The sequence below is a fragment of the Mesorhizobium sp. PUT5 genome (assembly GCF_052216645.1).
In the GTDB taxonomy this organism is placed as follows: domain Bacteria; phylum Pseudomonadota; class Alphaproteobacteria; order Rhizobiales; family Rhizobiaceae; genus Mesorhizobium.
Map to the genome: position 1 here is coordinate 386,544 of NZ_JBQOSO010000003.1, position 13,323 is coordinate 399,866.

General features: G+C 65.7%; 9 protein-coding genes. 2 read left to right on the forward strand and 7 right to left on the reverse strand.

The genetic code is table 11. The features are described from left to right. The first annotated feature begins 216 nt into the window (after positions 1 to 216). The gene (locus ACTDI4_RS03440) at positions 217 to 651 is read left to right on the forward strand and encodes a cupin domain-containing protein (protein ID WP_442839820.1); all 435 of its coding nucleotides are present in this window, start codon (positions 217 to 219) and stop codon (positions 649 to 651) included. A gap of 71 nt (positions 652 to 722) precedes the next feature. On the opposite strand, the gene ACTDI4_RS03445 is transcribed toward ACTDI4_RS03440, so the two are convergent. The 7 genes from ACTDI4_RS03445 to ACTDI4_RS03475 all read right to left on the reverse strand — a co-directional run bounded on the left by ACTDI4_RS03445 (position 723) and on the right by ACTDI4_RS03475 (position 8,231). Then, positions 723 to 1,727 (reverse strand): SIS domain-containing protein, encoded by a 1,005-nt coding sequence (locus tag ACTDI4_RS03445; RefSeq protein WP_442839821.1) that lies wholly within the window; start codon positions 1,725 to 1,727, stop codon positions 723 to 725. A 31-nt stretch (positions 1,728 to 1,758) separates the two neighbouring features. Continuing rightward, positions 1,759 to 2,712, reverse strand: coding sequence for an N-acetylglucosamine kinase (locus ACTDI4_RS03450; RefSeq protein ID WP_442839822.1), 954 nt, complete (start codon positions 2,710 to 2,712; stop codon positions 1,759 to 1,761). Further along, the gene (locus ACTDI4_RS03455; protein ID WP_442839823.1) at positions 2,709 to 3,827 is read right to left on the reverse strand and encodes an ABC transporter ATP-binding protein; all 1,119 of its coding nucleotides are present in this window, start codon (positions 3,825 to 3,827) and stop codon (positions 2,709 to 2,711) included. The genes ACTDI4_RS03450 and ACTDI4_RS03455 overlap by 4 nt, the downstream gene beginning before the upstream one ends. Before the next feature lie 17 nt (positions 3,828 to 3,844). Next, positions 3,845 to 4,654, reverse strand: coding sequence for a carbohydrate ABC transporter permease (locus ACTDI4_RS03460; RefSeq protein ID WP_442839824.1), 810 nt, complete (start codon positions 4,652 to 4,654; stop codon positions 3,845 to 3,847). A 41-nt stretch (positions 4,655 to 4,695) separates the two neighbouring features. After that, positions 4,696 to 5,583 (reverse strand): carbohydrate ABC transporter permease, encoded by an 888-nt coding sequence (locus ACTDI4_RS03465; RefSeq protein WP_442839825.1) that lies wholly within the window; start codon positions 5,581 to 5,583, stop codon positions 4,696 to 4,698. 68 nt (positions 5,584 to 5,651) lie between these two features. Then, positions 5,652 to 6,920 carry an ABC transporter substrate-binding protein gene (locus ACTDI4_RS03470; protein WP_442839826.1) on the reverse strand — a complete coding sequence of 423 codons (1,269 nt, stop codon included), beginning with the start codon at positions 6,918 to 6,920 and terminating at the stop codon, positions 5,652 to 5,654. A gap of 147 nt (positions 6,921 to 7,067) precedes the next feature. Further along, a complete protein-coding gene (locus tag ACTDI4_RS03475; protein ID WP_442839827.1) occupies positions 7,068 to 8,231 on the reverse strand; it encodes an ROK family transcriptional regulator in 1,164 nt (387 codons plus the stop codon). 423 nt (positions 8,232 to 8,654) lie between these two features. On the opposite strand from ACTDI4_RS03475, the gene ACTDI4_RS03480 reads away from it, so the two are divergent. Further along, the gene (locus tag ACTDI4_RS03480) at positions 8,655 to 13,289 is read left to right on the forward strand and encodes a peptidoglycan-binding protein (protein WP_442839828.1); all 4,635 of its coding nucleotides are present in this window, start codon (positions 8,655 to 8,657) and stop codon (positions 13,287 to 13,289) included. The last annotated feature ends 34 nt before the right edge of the window (positions 13,290 to 13,323 follow it).

Genomic DNA, 13,323 nt, shown 5'->3' on the forward strand with positions numbered 1-13,323 from the left:
GCGCAAGCAATCCAGCGGTCGTGCTCCTGGGACCCGTCGCCAGGAGATTCTCCCTTTCCAGGGTCTACGGGAAAGGCTGCATGCCGGGCAACCTCAACCATGCCCGCGACGCCCGGCCTCCACAACAACGATGCCTCGCGGCCGGACACGCACGATGTGGATTGACACCTCCAGCCGGGCCGCGCCAAGGTTGCGCGTGCGGGGGGAGGGGAGACCATGAAATTCCGTCTGGTTGGAGCTTTTGCGTTGCTGGCCGTGCTGCCGGCAACGGGGTCGATGGCGCTGGACAGCGCCGGATCGCCGGTCGTGGTGCTGCCTCTGGCGTCAAGCAGCAAGACGGCGTCGGGGCAGCCGATAACGCTGCCGCAGAAGAATGTGCAGGTTCTGGTTTCGAGCTACCAGATAGCGCCGGGAGCCAGACTGCCGGTGCATAAGCATCCCTTCCCGCGCTATGCCTATGTCGAGGCCGGCAAGCTTCAGGTCACCAATGTCGAGACTGAGCGAAGCACCGTCTATCAGGCCGGCGATTTCATCGTGGAAATGATCGGGCAATGGCATCGGGCCGAGAACGTCGGCACCGAGCCGGTGCGGCTGCTGGTGATCGATCAGGTCGAGGAAGGTGCGGAAAACACCGTTCTCCAGCAGCATTGAGTGAACACCGGCGTCGGGCACGCCCGCTCCGTGCCCATGCCGGTGTTGCCGTGCCCTCGCGGATCGGGCGATCAGGCGGCCTTGGAGTCCGGGACCTTGGTGTCGGACATGCGGTAGCGGAATTTGGTGTCGGTCAGGCCGGCTGCGTCGGAGAGTTCCGCGGCGAGGAGCTGGGCGGCGAAAATGTCGATGATGCCTTGCGCGATCACGTTTCGGGATGCCGGCACCCGGATCACGGTCAGGAGTTCGCCGTCTTCCATACCCTCCGCGGTGGTGACGAGCAGGGCCGGGCAGCCGATGCGCTCCAGATGGCGGGCAAGCTCCAGCTCCCGGCCCGTGCCGAAGATGACGACGCCCGTCGTGCCGTCCATGGATTCCATGGGGCCGTGCAGGTAGTGGCGCGTGTCATAGGCTGCAGCCGGTATGCGCGACGCCTCCCGGATCAGCAGCGAGGCTTCATCGGCGGTGCCCATGGCCGCCCCGGCCCCGACGCAATCGATGGCACGGCGTGTGGCGAAGAGCCTGCCCAGTCGCTCCATCTTGCCAGCAGCAGTCGCCAGCACCTCGCCCGCAAGCGCGGGGATCGCAGCGAAGGCGTCGGCCGTCTCGCCCGCCAGCTTCTCGCAGATCATGCCGGCGGCCAGCAGCGTGGCGGTATAGCCGGTGCTGGAGGGCGTGGCATCAGAGCCGTTGTCGAGCTTCAGATGCAGGTCCGCCGCCAGCGCAAGCGGGCTTGCCGCGTCGTTGGTGATGGCAAGGCGGCCGGCGGAGGGCAGCTTCTCCAGGGCGGCCAGCGTCTCCACGCTGCGGCCGCGGTGGGAGAGGCCCACCAGCGCATCGCACAGGTCAAGGCCGCCCGCCATATCCACCGAGCGGATGGCGAAGGCACGCCGTCCGCCGTCCTGCAACTGAGCGGCCACCACCACGGCGGCGGCGAAGCTCGCGCCGATCCCGGTCACGCCGATCAGAGGCCGGTCGAGGATCGACAGATCCATCCCGGCCAACTGGCTGCGGGCGGCGGCATAGGTGTCGGCCAGGGCCTGCGGTTGACGGGCAATGGTGGAACGATAGCTCATGGGGTGGTCCTTCCGTTGATCGTGTTTCCGCTCAGGCGGAGAGCAGTCCGCTGCGGGCCGAATTCGGATTTTCGATAAGGCTCGCGGCGAGGCGGCAGGCACCTTCTACCGGCTGGCCGGTGAAGATATGTGGCGTGAGGCGGCCTTCGGTGGCCTCCGTCAGGCCGGTTGCGAACGCCTGCCAGAGCCGGGGCTGCGAAACGATGACGCTGCCGCCGGCGACCGCATGGGAAGCGCCCGCGCCGCGGCTTTCGAGCAACGCGGCCATTTCGGCCAATGCCCGGCCGCCACGCCATATGACGTCGGCCGCCAGGGCGGAGCCGCGGTCGGCCGCTTCGAAGATTACCGCGGCATGCCGGCCGATCTCAGCCGCCGAGCGGTATGCGGCAAGCACGCTGCCCAGGCGCGGCACGGCCGGCACGTCCAGCGTTTCGAAGATGGCCTCGACCAGCGGCTCGCCACGGCCGCCGCCGGCATCGAAATGATGGGCGACGGCGCGCACGGCTTCGCGCACCAGACTGGCCGCGCTGCCCTCGTCGCCGATGATCCATCCCCAGCCGCCCGCGACCAGCATTCCGCCGGCGCGCGTGCGGCAGGTGGCGATGGAACCCGTGCCTGCGACCACGCCGATCTGTCCCGGCAGGCCGAGCGCGAAAGGCATCAGTTCGGCATCGTTGACGACGGCCAGCGGCGTCGTGATCCGCGCGGCGAAGGCGGCCTGGAATGCGTTGCATTCTGCTTCGTCGTCGCAGCCGTGCGCACCGATGCCGATGGCTTCGACCGCGGCGCCTTCGACAAGTCCGGCCAGAATCTCGAGCAGCCGGGCAGCGTCGCGCTCCCAGTCCCTCACGCGCCAGTCCGCGCTCCGGACCACCAGATCGCGCGCGGGTCCGTCGCCTGCGACCGGCTCGGCCCGCAGGTGGGTCTTGGTGCCGCCGATATCGATGCCGACGATCATGGCTGCGCCTTCGGTTGCAGGTGTCATGCCGACTTTCCGCTCCGGTCCCGGATCCGCTGACCGTCGGATGCGAAAAGCAGCGCATGTCCGAGATCGGCGTGAACGCGGATCCGCTCGGCGGTGACGGCCTCGTTGCGTCCTGCCCTGATGGTCATGCGTGTGCCGTCGCCCAGTTCGAGATGCACGAAGGTCTCGGAGCCGAGTTCCTCGACGAAGGTCCGGCGACCGTCGAGCACCAGCCCGCTGTCGGGCACGGGCTCGCCTTGCTGCAGCAGGCGCATGTGATGGGGGCGGATACCGACCTCAACGTCGCCGGCAGGCATTCCGGCGTCGAAACGGGGCAGGAACGCCTCGGCGTCGCCGCCAAGGCCTGCAAGCCGCAGGCCGCCGCTTTCCACGGCAACGATCCGGGCCGGTAGAAAGTTCATCTTGGGCGAGCCCACGAAGCCGGCCACGAAGCGGTTGTCCGGGTCGTCGTAGAGATCGAGCGGGCGCCCCGCCTGCTGCACGCGCCCGCCGTTCATCACCACCATCTTGTCGGCCAGCGTCATCGCCTCGACCTGATCGTGGGTGACATAGATCATCGTCGTGCCGAGCCGGCGGTGAAGGTCCATCAGCTCTGCCCGCATCTGCACCCGAAGCTCGGCGTCGAGATTGGAAAGCGGCTCGTCGAAGAGGAAAACCTTGGGCTCGCGCACGATGGCGCGCCCGATGGCCACGCGCTGCTTCTGGCCGCCTGAAAGCTGGCCCGGCCGGCGCTCGAGCAGCTTGTCGAGCCGCAGGATCGCGGCTGCGCCACGCACGCGCTCGGCGATCAGATCGCGCGGCTTGCGCGCCATGCGCAGTCCGAAGGAGACGTTCTGGAAGGTCGTCATGTGCGGGTAGAGCGCATAGGACTGGAACACCATTGCGGTGCCGCGTTCCGCCGGCTCGACGTCGTTGACCACCTTGCCGTCGATGGAAATCGTGCCGGAGGTGAGGTTCTCGAGCCCGGTGATCAGCCGCAGCAATGTCGATTTTCCGCAACCCGAGGGGCCGACGAAGACGACGAACTCGCCCTGCCCGATCGAGAGATCGACGTTCTCGAGAATGCTGACCGCGCCGAAGGACTTCGAGACGGAGGAAATGTCGAGGAAAGCCATGTTCTGCTGCACTCCGGTTAGCCCTTGGTTCCCGACATGGCGATGCCTTCGACGATCTTGCGCTGGAAGATCAGGAAGAAGAGCAGCGGCGGGATCGCGGCCAGCAGGTTGGCTGTCATGACCATATCGACGGTCTGGTGCGACAGCGGCGAATTGAAGAGACCGACGACCTGGCCCACCGTGTAGATCTCGGGTTTCGTCGCCACGATGAGCGGCCACATATAGTTGCCCCATGTCTGCATGAAGGTGAGGATGGCCAGGGTCACCAGGGCGTTGCGGCAGAGCGGCAGCGCGACATGCCAGTAGATCTGCAGATGGCTGGCCCCGTCGAGCCGCGCCGCCTCGATCATGTCCTTGGGGATGGAGCGCATGAACTGCACCAGCATGAACAGCCCGAAGGCCGAGGCCAGCCCCGGCACCACCAGGCCGCGCATCGTGTTGAGCCAGCCGAACTGGGCGGTCAGCAGATAGGTGGGGATGATGGTGACGGCGGTCGGCACCATCAGCGACAGCATGACGATCGCAAAGAGTATGCGCCGGCCTGGGAAGTCGAAAAGCGAGAACTCGAAAGCCGCCAGCGAACCGATCAGCAGGGCGCCGACAATGGTGAGAAGCGCGTAGACGAGAGAAATCCCGTAGGCGCGCAGATATTCGGTCTCCGTGAAGATGACGCGGATCTTTTCGACGCCCGCCGGAAAAGAGGTGGGCCACAGCCGCGGGTTCAGCGACACGGGCTCCCCCGGCAGGGCGAAGACGACGTTGACCATCCACCAGATCGGGAAGACCGCGATAACGGCCACGATGATGGCCACGGCCCATTTCAGCACGGTCCATCCGTTCAAGCGACGTGGGAATGCGCCGGAACTTCTCATCTGCGTTCCCTCCAGTTGCGGAGCCCGAACATGACCGCGGTGATGGCGACGATGGCGATGGTGAGGAGGAAGCCGTAGGCGGCGGCCTCGCCGAACTTCACGCCCCCGAATGCCCTGCCCATCATGTCCATGACCGGGAAGAGCAGCGCATTCCGCCGTCCGCCATAGCTGGTGAAGGACGAGCCGGTCAGAAGCCAGGGCTTGTCGAAAACCTGCATGGCCGAGATCAGGCCGTAGGTGAAAACGAAGAAGAGGACCGGGCTCAGCATCGGAATGGTGATGTGGACGATCTGCTGCCATTTGCTGGCGCCGTCGAGCCGCGCGGCTTCGTAGAGCTCCGTTGGGATGTTCTTCAGCCCGGCCAGGATGATGATCATGTTGAATCCGGCCGAGACCCAGACGTCCACCGCGATCAACGCGTAGAGCATGGTGCCCGTATCGTTCAGGAAGTTGATCGAGGGCATGCCGAACCAGCCGAGGACCATGTTGAGAAGCCCGAGGTTCGGCGCGTAGATCCACCGCCAGATCGTGGCGGCGAGGAAGGCCGGCAGCACCACCGGCATGAAATAGGCGTTGCGAAAGAAGTTGGCCCAGCGTCCGGTGAAGCTGTCGACGAGAAGCGCGAGTCCAAGGGCCACGAGGATGCCCAGCGGCACGGTGATGGCGATGTATTGGAAGAGGTTCGACATCGCCGTCGAGAAATCGCGCGAGTGCAGGATCTTCGCGTAGTTTCCGAACCCGACGAATTCAGGCGTCTTCACGCCGTTCCAATCGTGGAAGCTGTAATAGAAGCCGCTGAGGATCGGATACAGGAAGAAGGCCGCGAACAGGACCATGAACGGGGCGATCATCAGGTAGTGCGGCAAATGACGGCGCAGGGACATGGATGCTCTCGGTTCGTATTGCGGCCGGCATCGGGCGCCGGCCGCAAATGTTGTCTGGCTGCGGGTGTCTACTTGGCCAGGCAGTCGTTGAGTTCCGCGATCATCTCCTTGGCGCCCTCCTCGGGAGTGTATTTCCCGTCTGCGGTAGCCGCGGCATAGTCCGTCACGATCGATTTGTAGCAGTTCGGCACGGAATCGACGAAATAGGGGGCCGCCACGTCCATCGCGCCATGCGCGGCATCGACGGAGGCCTTGATCAGCGGCAGCGCCGAGACCTCGGGATCGGCCATGGCGGCCGCGTTTGCATTGTAGCGCGCGAGCAGCTTCGCCCAGCGGGCCATTTGCGCCTTGTCGGTGAGGAAGGCCGCGAATTCGAAGGCGACGTCCTGATGCGCTCCCGGCGCCACTCCGATCATCTCGTAGTCCCGCACGCCGCCGGTCTTGCCGGGCTCGTCGCCGGGGATCAGCACGAAGTCGTATTTGAGGCCGCTCGCCTTGGCGGCTTCCTCATATGTCGGGTTGACCCAGGGGCCGACGGTGTGGAAGGCGAGCGGGTTCGAGATGAACAGGTCCTTCGTCGCCTGGTCGTTGCGGCTGGTGCTGCTGTTCAGCGGCACGAGGTCCACGAACTTCTGGAGCACCTTGGTCATGGCGTCCGGCGTGATCCGGGTCGTGCGGCTGGCCCAGTCGAAGCCCCAGCTGTCGTTGCCGCCCGTGGTGGCGTAGATCTCGCCGACCGAGTTGAAGACGAGCGTCTCGTCCGGAATGGCGTACATCCCGGCATCCTTGACCTTCTTCATCTGCTCGAACCATTCGGCCCAGCTTGCCGGCGGCTTGCTCGTGTCGATGCCTGCCTTCTCCAGGACGGTCAGGTTGCGGAACAGGAGCGAACCGAAGCCGGTGTAGGGCAGGCAGTACAGCTTGTCGGGCGCGGGCATGCAGTTCTTGATGGCGTCCGCGTCGAACTGGGAACGGAACTCTTCCGGCATGGCCATCCACTTGTCGTAGAGGTTCGCCATCGCGCCCACTTCGACAAGCTGGGCGCCCACCGACAGGCCGTTCATGAAGACGTCGGGCAGGTTGCCGCTGGCGGCGCCTGCCACCTCGCCGGCGGTCAGGTCGTCGTCGCCCTTGCCCGTGATGTTGATCTTCACGCCGGGATGCTTGTCCGTGAATTCCTTGATGAACTCCTGCTGAAGGGCAAGCGCGTCGCCTTGGGCGAAGTCCGAATAGACCCAATATTCCAGGGTGACATCCTCGGCGGCAGCCTTGCCGGCGGCCCCGATTGCCGCCAGCGCGGCAACAGCGGCCACGCCGGAACGAAGTTTGCTGAACATCCTCATTTTCCCTCCTCTTGGAAGCTTGCGCCGTGGGCTACGGCAGCTGCCATCATAAATTAGGCATCTTAACTAACAAAATGAATCACGCAGTCGTCAAGCGCTTTCCGCACATGGGCGTGCGCAACCGCTGCAAATTTCTGTCTGTCAGTCCTCTTCACCCAGAAGGTGGGCGAGCGCGGCCTCGATGGCCAGTCGTTCGATGCCCAGAACGGTGGCATCGGAGCCCAGCAGGCTGCTGCGAACCTCGGCGGCGTAGGAAAGCCGATTCGCCGTTTCCTGTACGCCCGGCAGAAGAAGCGCAGAGGCTCCCAGGCCTCCCCCCAGCACCACCACTCCCGGATCGACGACGCTGACGCAGGACGCGACGACGGCGCCGATATCGGCGGCATGGCGGTTGACGTGACAAAGCGCGGCGGCGCTGCCCGCCTCGGCGAGCGACAGCAGTTCAGCCGTATCCGCCGGCGGCGGTCCGGCCTCCGCCGGCCAGTCGCCATGGACGCGCGCGATCAACGCCTCGGTGCCGAGATACTGCTCGGCGGCTCCGGCCTGGGGCTCCAGTCCGGGACCGAAGGGGAAGCTCAGGTGGCCGATCTCTCCGGTGGCGCCGGCGCGGCCGCGGATGAGCTGGTCGTCGAGGATCAGGCCCATGCCGATCTTCAGGCCGATCTGCACGTAGGCAAAGGTTTTCTCGCCTTTGGCGGCGCCATAATGCTGTTCGGCCACCGCAGCGCAGTTCACGTTGTTTTCCAACACGAGCGTCACGCCCTCGGGCGGATGAAACGCACTGAACACGACGTCCTGGCGGCTGGACGCCACGTCGCCGCCCGGCCCCACGACCCGCGTCGGCACGGCGATGCCGAGCGCCCTGAGCGGTCCCCATTCTGCCTTCGCGCTGGTCCGGATGGCGGCGACCTCGCCGGCGACGGCGCTGCTGACCTGCTCGTTGATGGCAATCTGGCTCGCCGGCAGACGCAGCACCCGCGTGCTCAGCAGCCGTCGGTCGAGAGTGGACACGCGCAGGCGGATATGGGTCGCGCCCGCGTCGACCGCGATCACATGCCCGGCTCCGCTGCCGACGCGATATTGTGCCGCGCTGCGGCCGAGCGGCCCCTGGACCGCTCCGATCAGCTCCACATATCCGGCCCGCTCCAGTTCGGCTATGGCTGCCGACATGGTCGGGCGGGAAAGGCCGAGTATGAGGCCGATCTGCGGACGCGTCGACGGCCCGTCCAGAGCCAGTCGCCGGAACACCGCCCGTGCGCTGCCCGCGAGCCCCGGCCTCGAAGCGGTGGCTGCTGTCTGCTCCAAAGCTATCCTCGGCTGGTTGATGCAGGTGAGATCGTCATCGCCGCTATATGGAGCAAAGATGGGCCGTGCCGCAACGGTGGCATCGCAACCTCCCCCGGCCCCCGGCCTGGGGTCGCGCAAGGCGGGCCGGCTTTCCTTGAAGCATGGCGCCCACGTGCCGTCCTGTGATGCCGTCACGGGGTAGGCCGGGATGTTGCAGCCATGGCTGCTACTGCAAAATACCTATGTCCGGTCGACACAAGTATTGGCCATGGCTCCGCACAAGCTGCCGTATGCTGGGACTTTGGAGAGGCCTTCCTCGTGAAAGCAACGTGAGGAAGCCGTTTATGTCGGGGGCTTCCAATGACGTCCAGGTCGCCATATCGACCCCTGAAAAATTTCCGACGCGCGGACAAGCTCCCGAAAAAGCGATTGGCGCGGGTCATGGCCCGGGTCGTGCTGAGCCTCGCCGTTCTCGGCTTCTCCGACGCTCTTGCTTCGGCCGACAACCTGAATACCCTTCTCCAGATCCTCACCGGCCAGGGCGGCCAGAACATGCTCTCGCCTTACGAACGTCCTCCTCCCCGCTACGGCCGGACGCCTGTCGAACAGGGCAGGAAGCGCGATTTCGATGCCGGTATCGTCAGGGACGTGCAGCGCAAGCTCGACAGCATGGGATACGCGACGGGCGTTCCGGATGGCGTTTTCGGACCCCGCACCGCGCAAGCCCTGATGGACTTCCAGCGCGATCACGGATTGCCGCTGACGGGCGCGCCCGACCAGCCGACCATCGCGGCCCTCGACGCGGCTGCGACGGGAAGCGCCCAGCCTTCTCCGGAGGAGGCCGGCGCTCCGGCAGCGGCAAGCTTCGATTGCCGGCGGGCCGCCAGCGCGCGTGAGATCACCATTTGCCGGACGCCGGATTTGGCCCGGCTCGATGCGGCCGTGGGCGAGGCATACGACAGGGCTCGGGCCTCCGCCGCATCGACCGCGGCCGCGGACGAAATCAGGCTCGATGAACGGAACTGGGTCAGCGCAAGCGAGGCGTGCGGCGCCGATGTGGCCTGCCTTCGCCAATCGTTGACGGCACGTCTCGGCACACTCGAGGCCATGGCGGCGAATGGCGCGCCGTCCGGCGAAGGCAAGCCGGCGCCCATGGAAGCGGCGGGAACTGCGGGCGAGTTGTCGCCGGCCGGCACGTCGCTCTCCGGGTCGGCCTTTTCAGCGGATATGCTGATCCATCCCCCGGCAGGCTTTCGTCCGCAGAAGCTTTTCATTTGGCACGGCCTGGTGGTGCTCAACCATCCCGACAGCGGCGACCAGGAATCGTTCATCGACCTGGCGGCGCTGGGCATGCGGCCGCAATTCATCGAAGAGCAGCAAGGCTCGGTGGACGAAGCCGCGATGTTCTCGAACCATTTCCTGGCGCCCGACAACCCGCTGGCCGAAAAGGGCTATGGCTGGCCGGGCCAGGACGAATTCGAGAAAAGGGATACCCGCAATGCGTTCCTGACCCGCTATGCGGACTTTTTCCGCGGTATCGCGCCGAAGGCGCCCTTCTCCTTCGCCTATACCTACGAATTCAATCTGCCCGACTACGATGCCGCGCGCGGCGGATACGCCTTGCCGGACATCGGGACCCTGCATCTGAGCGACAGGTCGATCTCCGGCTTTCAGTCCGGGGGCGTCACGTTGCAGCCGGATTTCGACTGGCCGTCACCCCTTTTCTGGCCTGCAGGAGAAGCACAGGCGCGCCAGGCGCTGAAGAAGATCCGGGCGGGAACCCCGGGCCAATCCTCCGGCCGCCGCGTGCGCCTGCTCGCGGTCCTGGAGGCAACGAGCGGCAACGCCGAGACGCTCACCCTTTCGACGCGGCTGAAAAAGCTCGCCATATACGACGACAGCCTGGACACCGAACTTTTTTCCTTTGATGTTTCGGGGCTCAATCACCAGGCGATTTCCGCAAAAGATCCGATTTCCGGGTTGACCGCGCCGCCTCCCGGCGTGGAGCCCTGGGTCCTGCAGAGTGTCGGCGGGCATCCCGTCATTATGTCCAGGCAAGGGCCGAAGTTCTTCGGCCTCGTTCGCTATGCGGCACGCCCGCAAGCCCCGATAGACGAATATACGGAAAATCGGGCGGCGAGAGAGTACCTCACCGCACAGGCGCAAGAAGACATTGTCGATCCATTTTCCACTTACCATTGGAAGGGCAAGGACGAATTCGCGCAGGCGCGCTCCCGGCAATTGTTCGAAACGCGGTTCAAGCCGGCACTTCTGAAAGTGGCGCCAAAGGCTCCTTTCGAATTCTACTACGCCGCCAGCCTGCATGTCGGAGAATATGACGAGACGCGTGGTGCATTCCAGCTGTCCAGATTCCCCGACCTGCGCGACGCCATGCGAACCGGCGGACTGCAGGCCGAGGCCGATTTCGAGCCGCCGGTCATGCTCTGGCACATGCCGCGGGCACAGGCGCCTGCCGCGCTGCACAAGCTCAATTCGCACCGCTCGGTCATGTTGGTCGCGCGCGTCGAGGTGAAGAGCATCGACGGCGCCACCGGCAATGCCCGCATCGGGCTGGGCGAGCTCGGCCTGTACACGCCCGACGGCAGAACCAAGCTGTATGATTTCCCCGTCCACAACGATATGGCGCCGTTTCTGACGGCCGCGATTCCCGCCGCGCTTGAAGTTCCTTCGCCGGCTCCGCTCGACGAATGGACGGTCTGCGCCGAATTGTTGTCGGCCTATGGCGCGCAAACCCCCGATCCCGAATTTCAAAGATGCTGGCAGGATGTCGCCGAGCGGGACCAGCGCTTCTACCAGTCCGGCGCCGCGACGGCGGCGCTCGACCCGGCCGATGCCGCGCGGCCCTTCTTCCCGCGCGGCGGCGCACCGCTCGACGCGCAAAGCCGTGCGGCCTTTCTGCGCTGGGCCGGCGCCTATGCCGCCGGACTCGCGGACCATCTCGTGGTTTCGCCCGAAGCGACGGGGTCGGACACGCCGTCGGGAAAGTGGTTCCCGGCCCTTTCCTGGGGAACTCCCTCGATCTACGAGGTGAAGTCGCTTGTGGACGCGGAAAGTCTTCAGCTCGACCAGTTGAGCCGCACCACGCTTTACGACATGTCGATCCTTTTCGTGCTGCCGAACCGGGTTTCGGCCTATGCCGCGACGCTTCCTCCTGAAAAGGCGGCGAGCTCGCCCGGGCCGTATTCGGCGCAGGCGAGCTTCCGTCTGGGCAAAGCGAGCGCCCGGGCGCTCGACGGCGGCCGGCCGGCGCTGCTGATCCGGCTGGCGCCGCAGTCCATCGCGATCAGCTCCGGAGGAAGGATCATCGATTCGCACGTCTACGACGTGCCCTCGCTGTCGGGCGCCTTCACCGCCAACCCGGTCCCGCCGGCCGCGCGGGAGACCGCCGGGCCGCTGCCGCTGGATCGCAGCACGATCGACCTGCTGACGGCCGGCACCGTCGGAGAAAAGCTGTCGCGCGAGGCGCTGGCCTTCATCGTCACCCGGCGCTGGGCTGTCGAGAATTCCGGCGATCCTGTCGGCGGCGACCGCTTCTTCGTCGTCGGCAAGCGCCAGCCCACGCCGATGGAAGCGGCGGAGCTTGGGCCGCAGTTCGTCGCCTGGGCAAAGAGCCGGATATCCTCGCTTCCGATGCGCGTGACGCTGCGGCAGAAGCTTTCGATCCGAAAAGGGCAGGGCCTTTCGTGGAGCAACCTCGACTGCTTCGGGGGCAGCTATGCGAGCCTGACAGCCGACAACAACCTCACCATGGGCATCAATTCCGGCATGGGGAACTGCCAGCGCAAGGTGGCGGACGGAACGGCGAACCAGCAGGAAAAGCTGCAGTGCATCGCAGGGCAGGCGGCCCTTGCGAGCCTGGGTCTGCTGAAGGCGACGGGCGCCGCCTGCAACGCCAATGTCGAGATGCCCTTTGCCGATCCCGTCACCAGCGCCGTCAGCTTCGACCAGGACCTTTCCTTGCCCGATATCGACATTCTCGGCAGCACGAGGAATATCGAGGCAAGCATGATCCTCGAAATTACCGGCGTGGACTGGTCCGCGCAGCCGCCTCAACCGATCGAGGCGCTGCCGACCGACATGCAGGCGTCGCTGGCGCAAGTGGTCCGGATATCGAAGCCGGACACCAGGCCGGGCTCGGAGTTCGTGACGCTGGCCGCGCACCTCGCGTCGATGCGGGTCCTCGATGAGAGCGGCAAGCAACTGGCCGCGCTCCAGCCTTCCGACCGGTCGCAGTTGCAGTCGCTTGCCGATGAATTCCGCAAGATCCAGAAGACTTCGCCCGCGCCGCAGGCGACGACGCAGTCCTACGGTCCCGATCTCGTCGGCGTAAGGCTCGGCATGAGCTTTGACGAGGCCGAGGCCATCGTGCGCAAGCACATGGAAGTGGGACGGGTGCTGGACGGCAAACGGGCTTCCGACGAGAAGGTGAAGTCGGGCTTCAATGAACCGATGACGTCCGGAAAGCTCTTCATTTCCAAGGACGGCCGCGAATTCGTAGCGCTGATCGACGAGCCTCCGGCGGCCGGCGGCCGGGTCGTGGCGGCATGGCGGCGCGTCTATGTTCCGGCCGCCACCTACGCGCCGGAAGAACTCTTCGCCAAGATCACGGAAAAATACGGGCCGCCGACCGGGCCTTACGCCGGCCCGCTCCAGGCCGGATCGATTTCGGGCTGGTACAACCCGGCCGGCGCGAATTGCCCGTCGCTTTTCGGCGCCGTGCGCGCCAGGCCGCTGGCGCAGGACTGGACGGAGTCCGGGCGGCCCGCCGCGATCGGCTCCCCGAACAGCACCTATGTGAGCGGACCGGCGCTCTCGATTGGCCTCTACGATCCTCTCAACGCCGCCAACAAGCTGACGGCGGGCTGTGGTCCTCTGGTGACTGTCTCTCTCCTCGATGCCCAGGGAGCCGCCCGGCCGGCGATGGAGCTGGACATGACGCTCACCGACCTCGACAACTATATCCTGACCTATTCCGCGAGCCGAAAGCTCTTGCAGGCGCAAGCCGCCAAGACTGGCCCGGCATCTGGAGACGGCGCGGCTGCGATCAAGTTCTGAACGGATATGTGTGGAACGGCGGCATGCCTAGCGG